Raw genomic sequence first — 20,848 nt, 5'->3', positions numbered from 1 at the left:
TTTGAAACAAGTTTTTAATATCTTATTTGGCATTCTCTTTTGCGTTGCATGTTTTTCGCAACAGAATGCTATTAAGATTAAAGCTTCTTTAAATCCACTTGAAAACCAAATACTTGTACAGCAAGAAATAATTTTTTATAATAGTTCAGATTCAATTTTAAGTAATATTTACCTACACAACTGGGCCAATAGTTTTAGAGATAGAAAAACTCCACTTTCTAAAAGGTTCATCAAAGACTACAACAAAAATTTATACTTTGCTCCTGCTTACAAATTAGGTTACAGCAACATTAAAAACTTAAGTGTAGACTTCGAAAACATCTTTTTTAAAGAAGTAGAAGATAGAGCAGATATTCTTAAAATAAAATTATCAAAACCTTTAAAACAGAATGATACTGTAAAAATTAACATCACTTATACAATTAAAGTTCCAAGCGCAGAATTTACAGGTTATGGAAAAACAGAAAATGGTTATCATTTAAGATTTTGGTATATAACTCCAGCAGTTTATCATGAAGGCTGGGAACTTATGAGCAATTTAAATATTGATGATTTGTATGAAAAAGCGACAGATTTTGATATTCAAATGAGTGTACCTAAAGGTTATGTTTTAGAAAGTACTTTATACCAATACAAAACTGAAAAAGAACGCACAGACGACTATTATTTAATAGGTAAAAGCAAAACCGATGTTATTTTAAGTATTAATAAAAAGAAAATTTATACTGTATATAAAACAAATAACATTAATGTTTACACAGATATTTCTGATGATGATATCACACAAAAAGTATCTACAGTAATCTTAAACAAACAATTAAAATTCATTGAAAAATTTTTAGGCAAGTATCCTTACAAAGAAATTTATATTGATAGAATTACACAGAGCAAAGACCCTGTTCATGGGTTGAGCCAATTACCAGATTTTTTAAGTCCATTTCCAGAAAATTTTAAATGGGATTTCACTTTATTTAAAGCCCTAAGCAGAAAATTTATTGAGAACACTTTACTATTTAACAAGCGAAAAGATTGCTGGTTTTTAGACGGTTTGCACAATTATTTAATGTTAGAATATATAGAGCAAACCTACCCAAACACAAAACTTTTAGGACGTTATTCAGATTATTGGTTTCTAAGATCTTTCAATTTATCTAAATTAGAGTTTAACGATAAATATCCTTTAGTATATCAATTTAGTTCAAGAAGATTTTTAGATCAAGCACTTACAACATCAGCAGATTCTTTATCAAATTTTAATAGAAAAATAGCAAACAGATACAAAGCTGGTTTGGCTTTTAAATATTTAAAAGGTTATTTAGGAGATAGTTTGTTGAACAGCAGTATTAAAGAATTTTATCAAGAAAACAGAAATACAATTGTTGCTAGTTCTGATTTTAAAAAATTGATAAAATCTAAAACAGACAAAGAAATAGATTGGTTTTTTGCCGATTTTATCCAAACAAATAAAAAGATAGATTACACCATTAAAGATGTACAAATTAAAGACGACAGTATAGCTGTTTCTATTAAAAATAAAAGAAATATTACCACACCTGTTTTATTATACGGTTTAAACGATCGTGAAATTAAATATAAAAAATGGGTAAATGATATTGACAAATTAGACACTGTAAATATTCCTAAAGAAGGCATAAATAAAGTGGCCTTAAACTATGAAAATTATTATCCAGAATTAAACACCTTTGACAACTGGAAAAGTCTCGAAAATAAAATCTTTAACAAACCATTAAAAATGAGTTTAATTAAAGATGTAAATGATTCTTACTACAATCAAGTTTTTTACCAACCAAGTTTTGGCTATAATTTTTATAATGGAATTATTCTTGGTGTAAAACTACACAACAAGGCTTTAATTAAACGTAATTTCGAATTTGCGTTTAAACCTTCTTATGCTTTTAAAAGCAAAAGTATAATTGGTTCTTTTTCTGGAATATATAATCAATATTTCGAAAAAACCAAGATTTACAAAATTATGTATGGTATTTCTGGTGTAAATTTAGATTATGCACCTAACTTAAGTTACCAATCTTTGCTTCCTTTTGTGAATGTTATCTTTAAAAGAAAAAGTTTACGAGATGCAACATCAGAATCAATTAGAGCAAAATTAGTACATATTGACAAAGAAATTCCTGAAGGACAAATTAGAACAAACGAAGATAATTACAGTGTTTTTAGTTTGCGTTACAATTATGTAAATCCAGATATTATAAAAGAATTTAGATATGATTTTGGTTTAGAAGTAGCAGCAAAATTCTCTAAATTAACTGCAGATATTAGGTACAGAACTTTGTCATCATCAGACACACAATTAGACTTTAGAGTATTTGTGGGTGCTTTCTTAAAAAACAATTCAACTGGAGATTACTTTAGTTTTGGTTTAGACAGAGCTAATGACTACTTGTTTCAGTTGAACTACTTTGGTAGATCTGAAGATACAGGAATTTTTAGTCAGCAATTTATCATTGCAGAGGGTGGTTTTAAATCTGTATTACCAGTTAGGTTTGCCAATCAATACATGATGGCTTTCAATTCGAGTTTTGGTATTTGGAAATGGGTTGAATTTTATAATGATGTAGCGTTTTTAAAAAACAGAGACAACCCATTATATTTTGGTTACAATAATGGTATCCGTTTAAACTTTATTCATAATATTTTAGAAGTTTATTTTCCTATCTACTCTAACAATGGCTGGGAAATTAGTCAAGAAGCGTATCCTCAAAAAATTAGATTTACACTTACAGCCAACGTAAACCAGATTTACAATTTCTTTAGAAGAGGATTCCTATAATAACAAACAAAAGAGGTTTAATTGTATAATTCTCAACAAAACCTAATTTTACCCCGTCAATTTTAACATATTCTTAACCAGATCAAATATTTTTAAATATCAACTAAAAAAACTATCTTTGCATTCGTAAAAAACTAAAAATATATGTCAACTAAAACTGCTACACAGAGTTCTCAAGAAATTTCTTTCAGTGATTTTAAAAAAGAAGTATTGCAAGATTATAAAATTGCAAAAATTAGTAGAGAATGTAGTTTGTTAGGAAGACGTGAAGTACTTACAGGTAAAGCCAAGTTTGGTATTTTTGGCGATGGTAAAGAAGTACCACAATTAGCCATGGCCAAGGCTTTTCAAAAAGGAGATTTTAGATCTGGTTATTACAGAGATCAAACATTTATGATGGCAATTGGTGAGTTAAGTGCTCAGCAATTTTTTGCTGGTTTGTATGCACATACAGATATTGAAGCAGACCCAATGTCTGCAGGTAGACAAATGGGAGGGCATTTTGCAACACACAGTCTGCAAGAAGATGGTAGTTGGAAAAACCTTACGCAACAATACAATTCAAGTTCAGATATTTCTCCAACTGCAGGTCAAATGCCTCGTTTATTAGGTTTAGCGCAAGCCTCTAAAGTTTATAGAAATGAAAAAAGTGTAGCTCATAAAACTAATTTTTCAAATAAAGGAAATGAAGTTGCTTGGGGTACAATTGGTAATGCAAGTACCAGTGAAGGTTTATTTTTTGAAACAATTAATGCTGCTGGTGTTTTACAAGTACCAATGGTTATGAATGTTTGGGATGATGAATATGGTATTTCTGTACACGCAAAACATCAAACTACAAAAGAAAGTATTTCTGAAATTTTAAAAGGATTTCAGAGAGATGAGAAAAATAAAGGTTATGAACTCTTTGTAGTAAATGGTTGGGATTATGTTCAATTGATGGATGTATATCAAAAAGCATCTAAAATTGCAAGAGAAGAACATGTGCCAGTATTAATTCATGTCAAAGAATTAACTCAACCTCAAGGTCATTCAACCTCTGGTTCTCATGAACGTTACAAAGATCAAGACCGTTTAAAATGGGAAAAGGATCATGACTGTTTAACTAAAATGCGCGAATGGATTTTAGATTTTGAACTAGAAACAGAAACTGGAGAAACATTACGTTTTGTAGAAGGTGAAGAAGAATTAATCATTCTAGAAAAAGAAGCTAAAAAAGAGGTTACCAATGCAAAAAGAAATGCATGGAATGCCTTTTTAAATGAGATAAAATCAGAACTTTTAGAAGTTTCAGACATATTAAAAAGAGTAGCTGCAAAAAGCGTTAATGAAAACTTTATCAACAAGTATATTAACGATTTAAATGCAATTACAGAACCAACTAGAAAAGATGTTTTATCTGTAGCTAGAAAATGTTTATGGTATATTAGAGATGAAGATATTGCTGCTAAAATAGAATTGCAAAACTTTATTAAAGAAGCATTAACTCAGGCTCATGATAAATATTCATCTCACTTATTAAGTGAAACAGAAGCAAGTGCTTTAAAAGTTTTAGAAGAAGCACCAACGTATGCTCAAGAGCAAAATCTAGTAGATGCTAGAATTGTTATGAGAGACAATTTTGATGCCATTTTAACCAAGCACAAAGATGTTCTAATCTTTGGTGAAGATGCAGGTTTTATTGGTGATGTTAATCAAGGTTTAGAAGGTTTACAGGAAAAATTTGGAGACATTAGGATTTCTGATACAGGAATTAGAGAAGCTACCATTTTAGGCCAAGGAATTGGTTTGGCAATGAGAGGTTTAAGGCCAATTGCCGAAATTCAATATTTAGATTACCTTTTGTATGCACTTCAAATAATGAGTGATGATTTGGCTACTTTACGTTATAGAACATATGGTAAGCAAAAGGCACCATTAATTATAAGAACAAGAGGTCATAGGCTAGAAGGTATTTGGCATGCAGGTTCACCTATGGGTGCTATTATTAATAGCTTGAGGGGTATTCATGTTTTAGTACCAAGAAATATGACTAAAGCTGCAGGATTTTACAACACACTTTTAGAAGGTGATGATCCTGCTTTAGTAATAGAATGTTTAAATGGTTATCGATTAAAAGAAGAATTACCAACAAACTTAGGAGATTTTAAAACTAAAATCGGAGTTGTGGAAACCATTAAAGAAGGTAAGGATATTACAGTAGTATCTTATGGTTCAACTTTAAGAATTGTAGAAGATGCAGCTAAAGATTTAGCACAAGTTGGTATAGATATCGAAATTATTGATGCACAAAGTTTATTACCTTTCGATTTAAATCACGATTGTGTAAAAAGCCTTGCCAAAACTAATAAATTATTAGTAGTTGATGAAGATGTACCTGGAGGAGCTTCAGCATATATTTTACAAGAAATTTTAGAAACACAAAATGGATATCAATATTTAGATAGTAAACCAGTTACATTGTCTGCAAAAGCACATAGACCAGCTTATGGTACAGATGGTGATTACTTTTCTAAACCATCTTCAGAAGATATTTTTGAAAAAATTTATGCGATTATGCATGAGTTTAATCCTAATAAATTCAAGAGCTTATATTAAGTTTTCAGTTATAAAAAAAATCCCAATCAGCAATGATTGGGATTTTTATTTTAACAGAATCTATATTCCATTTCTTTTTAGTTTTTCTTAATTTAGAAAACTTAAATTCAAACTAAACTTTCATGAGAAAACTACTACTATTTTCTTTGATTTTAACTTTCTCTTTTCAAACTGAAGTTATTGCTCAAAAAAAGAAATCAAGAAAAAAACAAACTGAACAAGTTGCTCCAAAACCGAAAAAGAATAAAAAACCAAAGTATTCAGATTTTGTAAAATCAAGCACAAAAACCGATGATGGTTTATTTAAAGTACATAACAACAATGGAAAATTTATGTACGAAATTCCAAAAACTCATTTTGGTAAAGAAATGTTATTGGTTACCAGAATTAAAGATATTCCTGCAGGTTTAGGTGGTGGGTATGTAAACGCTGGTTCAAAAATCAATACTCAAGTTGTAGTTTGGGAAAAATTTCAAAACAAAATTTTATTAAAAGTAAAGTCTTATAATGCAGTTGCTAATGATTCTTTACCCATTTACAAATCTGTAAAAGCTAATAACTTAGAGCCTATAATTTATGCATTTGACGTTAAAACAGAAAATACAGATTCTACATCAGTTTTAGTAGATGTAACTAAGTTCTTTACTTCAGATATTAAAGCAATTTCTGCTTTACCTGCAAGATATAGAAGAACGTATAAAGTGAGAAGATTAGATGCTTCTAGAAGTTTTATCAACTCAATTAAAAGTTACCCAAACAATATAGAAGTAGTACAAGACTTTACTTTTGATGCAGATGCACCACCTAGCAATTCAAGAACGAATACTATAACAATTCGTGTAAATCAATCAATGATTGTTTTACCAGAAGATAAAATGATGCCTAGAATTTACGATAGACGAGTTGGATATTTTTCTATTGGAAATGTAGATTACAGCTCTGAAGCTTTAAAAGCAGATTCTAAAAGATATATTAGAAGATGGAGGTTAGAGCCAAAGGATATCAACGCTTATAATCGTGGAGAATTGGTAGAGCCAATTAAACCCATTGTATATTATTTAGATCCTGCAACTCCAGATAAATTAAAGAAATTTATTAAGCAGGGTGTAGACGATTGGCAAAAAGTTTTTGAAACAGCTGGGTTTAAAAATGCAATTATGGCTAAATATGCACCAACTAAAGAAGAAGATCCAGAATTTAGTATGGAAGATGTTCGTTATTCATCTATTAGATATGTTGCCAGTACAACTAGAAACGCAACAGGACCAAGTGTTTCTGACCCAAGAACAGGAGAAATTTTAGAGAGCGATATTATTTGGTATCACAACCATTTACGCTCATATAGAAATAGATATTTATTAGAAACTGGGGCTGCAAACCCTTCTGCAAGAACTTTAGATACACCTGAAGAAGAAATTGGTGAAATGATGCGTATGGTAATTTCACACGAAGTTGGTCATGCACTTGGGTTACCTCATAATATGGCAGCTAGTTATGCATACCCTGTAGATTCTTTAAGATCTGGAAAATTCACACAGAAAATGGGAATTGCTGCTACAATTATGGATTATGCTCGTTATAATTATGTAGCACAACCTGGAGATGAAAACATTAGATTTATTCGTCAATTAGGACCTTATGATCATTATGCCATCAATTGGGGGTATCGTAAACTTTCTTGGGCTAAAAATCCAAAAGATGAAGTTAAAACTTTAGATAAATGGATTGAAAGTAAAGCTAACGATCCTATTTACAGGTTTGGTGGCCAACGTTTTGACCCTTCAGCACAGACAGAAGGTATAGGAAATGACCAAGTAAAGGCGTCTACTTATGGTATAAAAAACCTTAAAATAGTTGCTAATAATTTACCTGCTTGGACCTCAAATCAAACCAATAATTATGAAGATTTATCTGAATTGTATGGTGAATTACTGGGTGTTTGGAGCAGATATGTAGGGCATGTTTCTGGAAATATTGGTGGAGTTTATGAATACAATAAAAAACCAACCCAGAATGGTTTTGTATACAAAGCAGTTTCTAAAGAAAAACAAAAAGAAGCCATGGTTTGGTTGCAAGAAAATGCATTTCAAACGCAAGAATGGCTGCTAGATGATAAAATCTTAGCAAATATTGATGAGAGTGGTTATACCAACAGAATGTTACGTTTACAAAACAGACAGCTAAATGGTTTATTAAACAAATCAAAATTAGAAAGAATGATTGATGCTTCTGTAATTGAACCTACAACATACCAAGCAATTGATATGATTAGAGATTTAAGAAACGGAATTTTTAAAGAAGCAAATTATACAAGAAATGTAGATGTGTTTAGACGTAATTTACAGAAATCGTTTATTGACAGAATGAGCTATTTACTTAATTCTAAAAATGCACAGCATGCAGATATTAATTCTATTGTTAGAGGTGAATTAGAATCACTAAACTTTCAATTAACACTTGCAAAAAACAGAAAGGTGAATAGGATTACCAGATACCATTATAAAGATTGTATAGCAAAAATTAAGGAAGCTTTAAACCCTAATTAAGAATTAACTTCTTAACAAATTATTACCTATTGCACAGTTTAAGCATTGCTTTTCTGTGCAATAGTTGTTTTTAAGCTGTAGTAATGCCTGACTTTCCATAGCATTTTTAGCAGTTATTCCTAAATCAGAAAACTTAGAAATGATATTATTCTTCTCCGACGATACTTGTTGAATTAAACTTAAAAAAGTTTCCTCATTAACCTCTCCTCTATTTTTTAAATAAACAAATTGAAAAGGAACAACCGTATTTATTAAAATTAAATCGATAAAAGACTTGGTTAGTTTCTTAGCTGATTTTTTTGATGAAGTTTCAAAAGTATAATGCACTTTCCAAAAATCATCTAAATTGAAAGAGAACAATTTGTAAAAATCTTCTTTCTTATCAATATTCATAAGCTTAGAAAATAAATTCTGATGTTCAGAAAATAAGGCTGCCAATTGTGCAATTCTGATTGTTGGAAAATTTGAAGGCCTCATTCTAAAAAATTGGAAAATATTACTGGTCTTAGGTGTTAATTGAAATTTGTGTTTTAGATAATTAAATTCTACTACTAAAGATTGGTAATATTCATTTTCAATATCTTTAGTTAAAAATCCTGCCATTCCAAAAAACAAAGCAGTAAGACTTTTTTTATCATGTGCCACTTTTCGAATTATGGAAAAATGAACAGATTTTGCCAAATCTAAAAAAGCTTCACCATTAATTTTAAGACCAAAGTTTTTAGCTATTAATTGAAATAATACTGCTTCATAATCAAATTTAAGATCAATTAATAACGCTTCTATTCCAATTGCCTTTTGCTCTAACCTTTCAAAATACAAACGCTCCAGCCAATTTTTTACTAAAAAAGAATCAAGTGTTTGCAATTGACCTTCACAAGGAATCCAATACTTGTTTGTATAAAGTAAATTATTATAATTCTTCAATACTGAATTAGCAACATAATCTTTAAGTACTAATGTAGCTAATGGTGCGTTATTTTGAGTATATATAATCGCATCATTTTCCCAAACTACATGTAAAATAACTGCATCATAATTAGCATCTGTTTCATGTTTATGCAAATACCAATCTGAAGCTTTTACATGCATTTCCACATTACCAGACCATAATTGACCATCAATAATTAATTGAGCATTTAAAAAATCTGGACCTTCATTTTTGTTTAAAGTTCCTACCTTTTTTATATCAATTAATTCATTTTGTACTGTGTATAATTTAAAGTTAGAGAAAAGTTTGTATTGCCAAACGTAATACAAGAATTCTTCTTTCATTGCTTTTTATTTTCAATGTACAAAAAATTTATAAGCTCATAAATTTAAGTAATGATTATAGCAAAACGTATTGCGTTTTATACACTATTTTTGCAGTCTAAATAAAAAAGATGAACACAATAGAAAGTTTAAATTGGAGATATGCTGTTAAGAAATTTAATAACAAAAAATTTCTTAGCCAAAAGCAAATAAATCTTCTTAAAGAAGCTTTTAACCTAACAGCTACCTCCTATGGCTTGCAGCCTTTAAAGCTTTTGGTCATAAAAAATAAAGAAATTCAAAAAGAATTGGTTGCGCATTCATGGAATCAACCACAAGTTTTAGAAGCCTCTCACCTATTGGTAATTTGTATTCCTACAAATTTTTCAAAAAATGAGGTTGAAGCCTATTTTAATTTGGTTCAAGAAATTAGAAATACACCTATTGAAATTATAAAACCATTTAAAGAATTCTTAACAGCAGAGATTGATAAAAAGTCGCAAGAAGAATTATTAAGCTGGAACAAAAACCAAGCTTATTTAGCCTTAGGTAATTTACTTACAGTTTGTGCTTTAGAAAAAATTGATGCTTGCCCAATGGAAGGTTTTATACCCGAAAAATATGATGAAGTTTTAGGTTTACATGAAAAAAACTTAAAATCAACCTTAGTGTTACCAGTTGGTTTTAGAGCAGATGATGATTATATGAAAGACCTTAAAAAGGTAAGAAAGAATACTGATGATGTTGTCATAGAATTTAACTAAAATAGCTAGCCTTCTTTATATAGAAGGCTTTTTTTTGGCCCGTAAAAAGCGTATTTTTGAGGTCTAAAAACAGAAACATCTTTATGAGCCAAGATATCAGAAATATAGCACCAGAAATAGTATGGAATCACTTTGCAGATTTAAATGCAGTACCAAGACCTTCTAAAAAAGAGGAACGAGTAATACAGTTTATGGTAGATTTTGGTAAAAGTTTACAACTTGAAACCTCTGTAGATAAAGTTGGTAATATTATTATTAAAAAACCAGCTACTTCTGGCATGGAAGATAGAAAAGCTATTGTAATGCAAGGTCATGTAGACATGGTACATCAAAAAAATGCAGACACTAATTTTGACTTTGAAAAAGAAGGTATTAAAATGTTTGTTGATGGTGATTGGGTAAAAGCAGAAGGAACCACTTTAGGTGCAGATAATGGTTTAGGAGTTGCAGCAATTATGGCTGTTTTATCATCTACTGATATTGCACATCCTGCAATTGAAGCGCTTTTTACTATTGATGAAGAAACTGGGATGACAGGTGCAATGGGTTTAGAGGCCAATGTTTTAAAAGGTGAAATTTTATTGAATTTAGATACTGAAGAAGATGATGAAATTGGTATTGGTTGTGCAGGTGGTGTAGATGTTACAGCAACTGGTAATTATACTTTAGAGCCAATACCAGAAAATACTAAAGCATTTAAAATTGCAGTAACTGGCTTAAATGGTGGTCATTCAGGCATGGATATTATTAAAGGCTTAGGTAATGCCAATAAAATAATGAATCGATTATTTTTTGACGGGTATGAAAAATATGGATTACGAATTGCTAAATTAAATGGGGGTAGCTTGCGTAATGCAATTCCTAGAGAAAGTTTTGCAACTATAGTAATTGACAAAGCATCAGAAAAATCATTTTTAGAAGAAAGTAAAGAATTGATTGCTAAAATTAAAAATGAGTTTGCATCGTTAGAAGAAAACTTGAGCATAGATATTTCAGAAACTGAAATGCCAGAGAATATTATGGATGTTCTTTCTCAAAGCAATTTGGTTAAAGCAACTTATACTACTTTAAATGGAGTATATAGAATGAGTCCAGATGTTGAAGGATTAGTGGAAACTTCTAATAATGTCGCTAAAATTACAGTCGAAAATGGCGCAATTAAAATTTTATGCCTAACAAGATCATCTTCAGAAAGTAATAAATGGGATTTAGCCAACGCTGTAAGATCTGCCTTTGAACTTGCAGGTTTTACAGTAGATTTTTCAGGTTCATATCCTGGTTGGTTACCAAACATGAAATCATCAATTTTAAAAGTGGTTGAGAGTACATATAAAAACCTATTTAATGAACAACCAAACGTAGCTGCCTGTCATGCAGGTTTAGAATGCGGAATTTTAGGTAAAAATTATCCAGAAATGGAAATGATTTCTTTTGGGCCAAATATAAAAGGAGCTCATTCTCCAGATGAAAGAGCACAAATTTCATCAACACTAAAGTTTTGGAAATTGTTAATAGAAGTTTTAAAAAACATACCTAAAAAAAGCTAATTTAAAATGGTACAGTGCTAAAATTAGGTTTAGACAATAAATTGTTTAAAAACTTTAGAAAAAGAGGTTTAACAAACTAATTCACAAAGAACTAGTCTTTTATAGTTTTGTTAACATCTTTCATTTAATTTAAACAGAAAAAAATGTAATTTTACTCTTCAGTCATAACCACTTTTCATGGGAAAAATTATAGCTATTGCAAATCAAAAAGGAGGTGTAGGTAAAACTACTACAAGCGTAAACTTGGCAGCTTCTTTAGGTGTTTTAGAAAAAAAAGTTTTACTGATAGATGCTGACCCTCAAGCAAATGCATCTTCTGGTTTAGGTATAGATGTAGAAGCTGTTGAGCATGGAACGTATCAAGTTTTAGAACATACAATTTCTGCAAAAGACGCTATTGTAAGTACAAGTTCACCTAACGTAGATATTATTCCTGCGCATATAGATTTAGTAGCTATAGAAATTGAATTGGTAGACAAGCAAGAAAGAGAATACATGCTCAAAAAGTCTATTGAAGCACTTAAAAATGAGTATGATTATATCATAATTGATTGTGCACCTTCTTTGGGCTTAATCACTTTAAATTCTTTAGTTGCTGCAGATTCTGTTATTATACCTATTCAATGTGAATACTTTGCATTAGAAGGTTTGGGTAAATTACTGAATACAATTAAAAGTGTTCAAAAAATACATAATGCAGATTTAGATATAGAAGGTTTACTTTTAACCATGTTCGATTCGCGTTTGCGTTTATCTAACCAAGTTGTAGATGAAGTTAGAAAACATTTTTCTAGTATGGTTTTCAATACAATTATTAGAAGAAATACACGTTTAGGAGAAGCACCAAGTTATGGTGAAAGTATCATTGCTTATGATGCAACTAGTAAAGGTGCTGTAAATTACTTAAATTTAGCACAAGAATTATTAAAAAAGAATTCATAACATGGCAAAAGCAACCAAGAAACAGGCTTTAGGAAGAGGATTATCTGCTTTGTTACAAGAAAGCCCTAATATAAATTCTGCCTCAGACAAAAATGCAGATAAATTAGTGGGTAATATTATTGAAATAGAATTAAGTGCTATTGAAGTAAACCCATATCAACCAAGAACTTATTTTGATGAAGAAGCCTTAAGAGAACTTGCAAGTTCAATTAAAGAGCTGGGTGTAATACAACCAATTACAGTAAGAAAGTTAGAAGGCAATAAATTTCAACTCGTTTCTGGAGAACGAAGATTTAGAGCCTCAAAATTAATAGGTAACAAAACAGTACCTGCTTACATTAGAATTGCAAACGACCAAGAAATGCTAGAAATGGCATTGGTAGAAAATATTCAGCGTAAGAACTTAGATCCTATTGAAGTAGCGCTTTCTTACCAAAGATTAATTGATGAAATTCAATTGACACAAGAAGAACTAAGCACAAGAGTTGGTAAAAAACGTTCTACAGTAACTAATTATTTAAGACTATTAAAATTAGACCCAATTTTACAAACGGGTATGAGAGATGGTTTTATATCAATGGGTCATGGACGTGCAATGATTAATGTAGATAATACAGAAGATCAATTAGCCATTTATGAAAAAATTCTACGCGAAAAATTATCTGTTAGACAAACAGAAGAACTCGTTAAAAGTTTAAAAACAGGTAAAGTTACCAAACCTAAAAAGAAGACTATACCTGCTTTTGTAAAGAATAATAAACAAACGTTTAATGATTTTTTTGGTCATAAGATTGATATTAGTGTAGGTTCTAATGGTAAAGGAAAAATTACAATTCCCTTTCATTCAGAAGAAGATTTTAATAGAATTAAAAAATTACTAGAGTAAGTGTTTCCCAAAAAATCGATACTTTTTTTTGCTATTGTATTTTTTTCTGTGAGTTTGTATTCACAGAAAGATTCAATTACAGATGTAACAAAAATTCAAGATTTAAAAATTAAAGGTAACATTAACACTTCTCAAGGCATTTACGATCCTTTAGCACCCTCTAAAGCAGCTTTTTACTCTGCTATTTTTCCTGGTTTAGGTCAAATTTATAACAAGAAATACTGGAAAGCACCCATTGTTTGGGGAGCCATGGCTATACCTGTATATTATTATCAAATTAACAATAGGGATTATAGAAGATTTAGAACTGCATACAGATTAAGGCAAAATGGTTTAACAGACGAGTTTACTATAGATGGCGTAGAAACAGTATCTACAGAAACTCTAGAAACAGCACAAGAACAACTTAGTGAAAATAGAGATTTTTCTTTATTATCAGGTATCGTTATTTACATATTACAAATTGTAGAAGCAAGTGTTAATGCACATTTAATGCAATTTAACACTGATGATAATCTAACTTTTAAACCAACATTAATTCAAGATCCAATTTCTTTTGATGCACCCACAGTTGGTTTAACTATTAAATATAACTTTTAAATGAAGATTGCACTATTAGGCTATGGAAGAATGGGAAAAGAAATTGAGAAAATTGCAATTTCTAGAGGGCATGAAATAGTAATTCGTAAAGAAGCAAATACAGAAATAGATATTACTGAAGCTGATGTTGCTATTGATTTTAGTGTACCAACTTCTGCATTTGAAAATATTACAAATTGTTTTAAAAACGGAGTTCCTGTGGTTTCTGGCACAACAGGATGGTTAGATAAATATGATGAAGCTCTTACAGTTTGTAAGGAAAATAATGGTGCTTTTATATATGCTTCTAATTTTAGTGTTGGTGTAAATATTTTCTTTGAATTAAATAAGCAACTTGCTAAAATGATGAGTAACATAGAAAATTATTCTATTGCTATGGAAGAAATTCATCACACCAAAAAGCTAGATGCACCAAGTGGAACCGCAATTACTTTGGCAGAAGGTATTATAGAAAACACCTCTAAAGAAAACTGGGACTTAGATAAAGCATCATCAGAAAATAATATTCCAATAGTTGCCAAAAGAATTCCAGAAGTTCCTGGCACACATTCAGTTTGGTATAATTCCGATGTTGATAGTATTGAGATAAAACATACTGCTCACAATAGAAAAGGTTTTGCTCTAGGTGCTGTAGTTGCTGCAGAATGGCTTCATGGTAAAAACGGAGTATTTACAATGAAAGATGTGTTAAACATCTCTTAAATACTGTAACTTTTTTTATTATTTTGCGCCCTATAAAACATTAATAGTCCTTTCTTTTTTAAAAGAAATAAAATATACGTTATGACATTTACACAATGGTTTCTATTTTTCTTAGCTGTACAATTAATTCATTTTTTAGGAACTTGGAAATTGTATGTAAAAGCAGGTAGAAAGGCTTGGGAAGCAGCAGTACCTGTTTACAATGCTGTAGTATTAATGCAAATTATTAATCGCCCAAAATGGTGGGTAATTTTGTTATTTATACCTATTGTAAATTTATTAATGTTCCCTGTAATTTGGATTGAAACCATAAGAACTTTTGGTTTTTACAAGAAATTAGATTCTCTGCTTGTTATAGTTACATTAGGTTTTTACATTTATTATATCAACTATACTGCAGAAGCTAATTATAACGCAGAAAGAAGTATAAAACCAAGATCTGAATTAGGAGAATGGATAAGCTCTATAACATTTGCCATTATTGCAGCTACTTTAGTGCATACTTATTTTATGCAGCCTTTTACTATACCAACTTCTTCTTTAGAGAAATCATTATTGGTAGGAGATTATCTATTTGTTAGCAAATTTCATTATGGAGCACGAGTACCATCTACAGTTATTGCTGCACCTATGGTTCATGATTCTCTGCCATTTACAGGTACTAAATCTTATTTGAATAAACCCCAATTACCATACACAAGATTACCAGGTTTACAAAAAATTAAGAATAATGATATTGTTTGTTTCAATTGGCCTGCAGATTCATTAGCTACAATGTGGGGTGATACTTCAGGTAAATTCACTTACAAACCTTTTGATAAAAAGACAAATTACGTAAAACGTTCTGTAGGTATAGCTGGTGATTCTTTAGAAATGAGAGATGGTTATATTTACATTAATGGTAAAAAGAACGACCTGCCTTATAGAGCAAAACTTCAATTTTACTACACTTTCGAAAGTAAAGAACCTATTAGTCAAAGTACGTTTCCAAAGTTTTTATTAGATAAAGAAAGAACAGGAGTTTATAAAATTTTATCTGAATATTGGAACAATGACAAAGTTCAGAAAGCCATAAAAGAAAACGGAAGTTTATCTAAAATTGGAGAAGATTCTTTATACACAGAAGTGGCAGGAGGTATAAATCCGCAATTTGCACAGCGCTTAAAAATGATTAATGTCGAGAATAAAATCAACATTAATATGACAGCTAAAGAAGTAGAAAGACTTAAAAACTATCCACTAACAGTATCTGTAAAAAAGGTAAATCATGGTGCAGATAAAGCAATATTTCCTCATGTTGAAGAATTAGGTTGGAGTCAAGATAATTTTGGTCCAATATACATCCCTAAAAAAGGAGCTACTGTAGCACTAAATTCAGAAACAATTCCTTTTTATGAGCAGATTATTAAGAATTACGAATCGAATGATTTAGCTATTAATGGAGAAGATATTTTTATTAATGGAGAAAAAGCTACTAGCTACACTTTTAAACAAGATTATTACTACTTAATAGGAGATAACAGACACAACTCTTTAGATGCTCGTTATTGGGGCTATGTACCTTTTGATCATGTTTTAGGAAAACCAGTAATGATTTGGTTTAGTTGGGATGCAAATGCACCTTCTTTCGCTGCAAAATTAAAGTCTATTAGATGGGACAGAATGTTTACCACTGTGCATGGAGATGGAGAGCCTGTTTCTTACAGATACCTAGTTTTTGCTTTAATTGCATTATACATAGGTTATAGTTTTTATAAAGGAAAAAAGAAAAAGACTGAATAGTAAAATTACTATAACCCTTTAAACACTTACTGGCCAATGTCGTTATTCATTCCTACCTATTTCTCACCTATTTCTCAATATTCAGAAATAATTAAATCGGATGAAATAGTATTTGAAATGGAGGATAATTTTCAGAAACAAAGCTATAGAAATAGATGCTATATCTACAATTCTAATGGTAAGCAGTTATTAAGCATACCTGTAAAACACATCAACCAAGAAGGTCGTAAAAAAACCAAAGATACTCTTGTAGAAAATGATTTTCCTTGGCAAGACCATCATTTCAAATCACTAAAATCTGCTTATAGAACATCACCTTTTTTTGATTTTCTAGAAGATGATATTGCACCTATTTTTCAAAAAAAATATAAATATTTACAAGATGTGAATATAGACACCTTTTTGTTTGTGAAAGATACATTGCAATTAGATCAAACTTTTAAGAAGACCAAATCATATCAAACAGATAGTGTTGCTAAGGATTTTAGAATTCTTGCTGATAGAAAACATCAATCTAATAAAACAATTGAGCCTTACATACAAATGTTTGATGACAAGCATGGGTTTCTGCCAAACTTATCAATATTAGACCTAATTTTTATGGAAGGCCCGAACGCAATTAGTTATTTGTAATTGCTATTCATTTTTTTATTACCTTTAAGAAAGCTTAAAATAGTATGGAATATCTTAAAAATGCTTTTCTTAGAATTCACCCAATACCAGAAGAGAGTTTAGACAAATTAATAAGTATTGCCTCTATTGAAACTTATGAAAAAGGTTATTTACTTGCAGAAGTAAATAAGTTTACCAAAAATTTTTACCTATTAAAAAAAGGATTAGTTAGCTCTTTTTACTCTGACAAAAATAACAGGAAATACATTAGAACAATTTTTACACCAGGTTCTACTACTGGTTGTATACGTTCATTGATAGAGAAAACACCATGTAATTTAACGTATGACTGTTTGACTGAATGTGAAGTATATAAGTTTGATTTTCAAAAATTTGAGGATTTTGCAAAAGACGATATCCATTTAACAAACTTGTATAATAAGGTCTTAAAAAATATATATGTAAAGCTAGAATCTAAAATTTATGATTTAGCTGTACTTAATGCTACAGAGAGATATTTAGATATGAAAAAAGAAATTCCTAATATAGAAAATCTTATTCCTCAATATCAAATTGCATCTTACTTAAATATTACACCTGTGCAATTAAGCAGAATTAGAAAGGAAATATACTCTAAATAGCGCTTCTTAACATATGTTTATATAAACTGGGATATTATTTATTAAATTTGAAATAGATAATAATTAATGTCCCCCAATATTATTTTTGAAAAAAGGTTTATTTTTAATAAACCTTTTTTTTATGGTAAAATTTATAATTCATTACTCTTTACATTTCTTATTTCCTTTGGCTATAGCTTACATCTTCTTTAAAAAGAAATGGAAAACTGTTTATTTTATTTTTTTTGCTTCTATGCTAGTAGATTTAGATCATTTGTTAGCAAACCCAATATTTGCAGAAGACAGATGTAGCATAAATTTCCATCCTTTGCATACTTATTATGCCATGGCTATTTATTTTGTAGGGCTATTTTTTAAAAAAACGAGAATTTTGGCAATAGCTTTGCTATTCCATATGCTTACAGATCTTATTGATTGCTATTTGTAAAACGATTGTACAACCTTGTAATATCATTAGAGATATTGAATTTAATAATGATAAAAAAGTAAATTAGCGTAATTAAAAGACTTTTAAGTGCAATATTGATTATTGGATGAATGGGAAAACCAAATAACTCAACAACAGGCACATTAAAATCCCAAAAATTGAATACCAAATACATCATTGCAATAATTAAAATCATAATGAAAGATTTATTGGTAAATGGAGTCATAGAAAACTTACTTTTCACAAACAATATCTTACCTGTATTTGCTGTGAAAATTACAATTAATGTTGCTAAAGCTAAACCATCTGTACCCATCTCTAAATCATAATAAAATAATTTATTTAAAAAGTAAACAGATAAAGCCATTCCTACACTAAAAGGTAAAGTTACTTTGTAGTACTTCGAATTATTAATAATAGCACCATTATTACCTAAAAATCCATTATACATTTTAAGTAAAGAAATCATAAATACAACTAGTACACCACCTGCATATTCTTGAGGTAATAAATTAAATAACTGCTGAACATTTGTATTGATTATCACAAAAAAGAAACCACTTATTAAAAGTAAATTTATAGAGCTTTTCTTGTAAAGTGAAGCAACCTCAGCATGATTTTCTTCATTCAAAGTTTTTGATGTTAAAGGCTGTAAAATATTTAACATTGCTCTACTTGGTGCTTCTATAAACGAACCTATAAAAACAGCAACAGAATAATAGGCGGCTTTTTCTAAAGACTCTTTACCTGGAATCATAAATTTATCGATATCTAAAATGATAGCACCTGCACTACCTGCAAGAATAATATAAATAGAATAACGCATGATTTCATTAAAGTTCTCTGGTCTTGAAAATGTAAACTTTGGAAAGTACAAACGAAATGCATAAAACATCATTATAAACATTCTTAGAAAGTATGCAGCTGTTAAGTAATAAATGAATTCAGCTTTAGAGATGAACTCAAAATAAACAGCAAAAAGCAAAATCATTACCACTACCCTATTCCATAATTCTTTTAAAATATTACCAAATACAGATTGAAATTGCACTTTAGCCCAAGCATAAAAAACTTCGAAATAAGCACAAGTAAAAGCAATAAGGTAGATTACGAACGTATAATTTTTTATAATCGGATTTTCTTCTGACAAGTAATTGCTAATCTGTTCATAAAACGCATTACCTAAAAACCCCATAGGTAAAGCCACCAATAATGGTAAAAATAAAATTGCAGATAAAAACTTATCCTTTTCAACTTTTGTATAATAACTAGAGAAAAATTTGACGATTGTATGATGTATACCTAATGCAATCAAAGGCATTAATAAGTTTGATGATGATAGCAAAAAAGTAACTAACCCATAGTATTCATCTTCTAAAAAGCGAGTGTATAAAAACAAGGTATTTATTCCACCAAAGACAAAGCCAAGGTAAATAAATAAGGTATTTTTAAAAGATTGCTTTAATACAATTCCCATTTAAAGAGATTTTATAATTTTTGCTAGTTGCTCCGTGAGCTGTTTTCTATGAAATTGATCAATATTTTTAGAACCTACCTTTAAATCATCATTTAAATAATCATGATAGAGAGCTAAAATTTTATTCTTAAGAGATAGTTTATCTTCATAGTTAAAAACCTCACCAGCCTTGGTATTTTCTAAAATTACAGACAAATCACCATTTTTTGGCCCAAGTGCTAAAATAGGTCTTTTTGCAGTTAAATATTCAAAAAGTTTTCCTGTTAAAATACCATCTGCATTTTCTACATTCGGAATCAATAATAATAAAACTTGTGATTTTTTTTGATATTGAATTGCCTTTTCATGAGATACGTAACCAATAAAATTTGCATTCTCTTTTAACTGATTTCGCTCTATTTCTTTTAAAACTTCATTAGAAATATCACCAATGAAATTCAATTCTAAATCATTCTTAAAATTCGCTTTTTCTAAACTAATTTCTTTTAATACTTCGAATAATATTTTAGGATTACTCTGCTTAGGTAGCAAACCAATATAAGAAATCGAAAATTTGGAATCTAAGGTAACCTCAGTATTCAGAAGAACTTCATCATCAAAACCATTTGTAATTACTTCTACTCTTTTTGAATTAAATTCAAATTCCTTTTTTAAAGAATTACTAACCGTAATTACACAATCTGCATTTTGTAAAACACTTTTTTCTAATATTAAATGTTTCTTTTTGGCAAAGGAAAGTTGATTAAATTCTTTATTGTAATACAAATTTGTCCATGGATCTCTAAAATCTGCAATCCATTTTAGTTTGTGTAACTTTTGCAGATGTTTAGCAATAAGGTGCATGCTATGAGGAGGACCCGTAGAAATTATTGCATCAACTTTATGGTTCTCTAGGTACTTATTTAAATACTTAACAGAAGATTTTACCCAAAATATTTTAGGATCTGGAATAAAAAAATTCCCTCTTATAAATGCTAACAACCCATTATTAGTACTATTGGAAATATCCTTTTTTTGTTCTTGCTTATTTTTCCAAAATAAAACATCAGTAGGTTCCCAAATTGGTTGTTTTAGAATGGTAATATTTTTAGGAATTTGTTTTTCTAAAGAAGCATCTGCTTTCGGATAATTCGCGTTTTCTGCTGTATAAATTACAGGTTCAATATCAAAATTTTGCAAATACTTTACAAATTTTAACCAACGTTGAACGCCAGAACCACCTGCAGGAGGCCAATAATATGTTATAATTAATACTTTCAAT

Annotated in this window: 16 protein-coding genes; 13 read left to right on the top strand and 3 right to left on the bottom strand. The window is 29.7% G+C overall.

The window, feature by feature from the left end; all coding sequences use genetic code 11:
* Nucleotide 1: 1 nt before the first annotated feature.
* The 3 genes from V7R38_RS12630 (at nucleotide 2) to V7R38_RS12620 (ending at nucleotide 7,953) form a co-directional block, all read left to right on the top strand.
* On the top strand, nucleotides 2-2,809 hold the full coding sequence (locus V7R38_RS12630) for an aminopeptidase (RefSeq protein WP_334058969.1): 2,808 nt from the start codon (nucleotides 2-4) through the stop codon (nucleotides 2,807-2,809).
* A 144-nt stretch (nucleotides 2,810-2,953) separates the two neighbouring features.
* Complete coding sequence (locus V7R38_RS12625) at nucleotides 2,954-5,407, top strand: alpha-ketoacid dehydrogenase subunit alpha/beta (protein ID WP_334058968.1); 2,454 nt, start codon at nucleotides 2,954-2,956, stop codon at nucleotides 5,405-5,407.
* 122 nt (nucleotides 5,408-5,529) lie between these two features.
* Entirely contained in the window at nucleotides 5,530-7,953 is a 2,424-nt protein-coding gene (locus tag V7R38_RS12620; protein ID WP_334058967.1) for a zinc-dependent metalloprotease, read from the top strand.
* A 3-nt stretch (nucleotides 7,954-7,956) separates the two neighbouring features.
* Here the strand turns inward: V7R38_RS12620 and V7R38_RS12615 are convergent, their stop codons facing one another.
* Nucleotides 7,957-9,228 carry a DUF2851 family protein gene (locus tag V7R38_RS12615; protein ID WP_334058966.1) on the bottom strand — a complete coding sequence of 424 codons (1,272 nt, stop codon included), beginning with the start codon at nucleotides 9,226-9,228 and terminating at the stop codon, nucleotides 7,957-7,959.
* A gap of 110 nt (nucleotides 9,229-9,338) precedes the next feature.
* On the opposite strand from V7R38_RS12615, the gene V7R38_RS12610 reads away from it, so the two are divergent.
* The 10 genes from V7R38_RS12610 (at nucleotide 9,339) to V7R38_RS12565 (ending at nucleotide 18,110) form a co-directional block, all read left to right on the top strand.
* Nucleotides 9,339-9,971 carry an NAD(P)H-dependent oxidoreductase gene (locus V7R38_RS12610; protein ID WP_334058964.1) on the top strand — a complete coding sequence of 211 codons (633 nt, stop codon included), beginning with the start codon at nucleotides 9,339-9,341 and terminating at the stop codon, nucleotides 9,969-9,971.
* Nucleotides 9,972-10,054: 83 nt separating this feature from the next.
* Nucleotides 10,055-11,518: an aminoacyl-histidine dipeptidase gene (locus tag V7R38_RS12605; RefSeq protein ID WP_334058962.1), complete on the top strand. Its 1,464-nt coding sequence runs from the start codon at nucleotides 10,055-10,057 to the stop codon at nucleotides 11,516-11,518.
* A gap of 177 nt (nucleotides 11,519-11,695) precedes the next feature.
* Nucleotides 11,696-12,460 (top strand): ParA family protein, encoded by a 765-nt coding sequence (locus V7R38_RS12600; protein WP_334058960.1) that lies wholly within the window; start codon nucleotides 11,696-11,698, stop codon nucleotides 12,458-12,460.
* Nucleotide 12,461: 1 nt separating this feature from the next.
* Entirely contained in the window at nucleotides 12,462-13,346 is an 885-nt protein-coding gene (locus V7R38_RS12595; protein WP_015480756.1) for a ParB/RepB/Spo0J family partition protein, read from the top strand.
* Complete coding sequence (locus tag V7R38_RS12590; RefSeq protein ID WP_334058957.1) at nucleotides 13,347-13,946, top strand: DUF5683 domain-containing protein; 600 nt, start codon at nucleotides 13,347-13,349, stop codon at nucleotides 13,944-13,946.
* The gene (gene dapB, locus V7R38_RS12585) at nucleotides 13,947-14,648 is read left to right on the top strand and encodes a 4-hydroxy-tetrahydrodipicolinate reductase (RefSeq protein ID WP_334058955.1); all 702 of its coding nucleotides are present in this window, start codon (nucleotides 13,947-13,949) and stop codon (nucleotides 14,646-14,648) included.
* Between the two features lie 81 nt (nucleotides 14,649-14,729).
* A complete protein-coding gene (gene lepB, locus V7R38_RS12580) occupies nucleotides 14,730-16,430 on the top strand; it encodes a signal peptidase I (protein WP_334058953.1) in 1,701 nt (566 codons plus the stop codon).
* 36 nt (nucleotides 16,431-16,466) lie between these two features.
* Nucleotides 16,467-17,063 (top strand): WbqC family protein, encoded by a 597-nt coding sequence (locus V7R38_RS12575; RefSeq protein ID WP_334058951.1) that lies wholly within the window; start codon nucleotides 16,467-16,469, stop codon nucleotides 17,061-17,063.
* 44 nt (nucleotides 17,064-17,107) lie between these two features.
* On the top strand, nucleotides 17,108-17,683 hold the full coding sequence (locus V7R38_RS12570) for a Crp/Fnr family transcriptional regulator (RefSeq protein ID WP_334058949.1): 576 nt from the start codon (nucleotides 17,108-17,110) through the stop codon (nucleotides 17,681-17,683).
* Between the two features lie 121 nt (nucleotides 17,684-17,804).
* Nucleotides 17,805-18,110 carry a DUF6122 family protein gene (locus V7R38_RS12565; RefSeq protein WP_334058947.1) on the top strand — a complete coding sequence of 102 codons (306 nt, stop codon included), beginning with the start codon at nucleotides 17,805-17,807 and terminating at the stop codon, nucleotides 18,108-18,110.
* Here the strand turns inward: V7R38_RS12565 and V7R38_RS12560 are convergent.
* Both V7R38_RS12560 and V7R38_RS12555 read right to left on the bottom strand, forming a co-directional pair.
* The gene (locus V7R38_RS12560) at nucleotides 18,091-19,587 is read right to left on the bottom strand and encodes a lipopolysaccharide biosynthesis protein (RefSeq protein WP_334058945.1); all 1,497 of its coding nucleotides are present in this window, start codon (nucleotides 19,585-19,587) and stop codon (nucleotides 18,091-18,093) included. The genes V7R38_RS12565 and V7R38_RS12560 overlap by 20 nt on opposite strands.
* Entirely contained in the window at nucleotides 19,588-20,847 is a 1,260-nt protein-coding gene (locus tag V7R38_RS12555; protein WP_334058943.1) for a glycosyltransferase family 4 protein, read from the bottom strand.
* Nucleotide 20,848 lies beyond the last annotated feature (1 nt).

Source organism: Polaribacter sp. P097 (assembly GCF_036864555.1).
Lineage (GTDB): Bacteria > Bacteroidota > Bacteroidia > Flavobacteriales > Flavobacteriaceae > Polaribacter.
The sequence above is the reverse complement of the archived record's forward strand: the minus strand, read 5'-3'. Positions and strand labels throughout refer to the sequence as shown.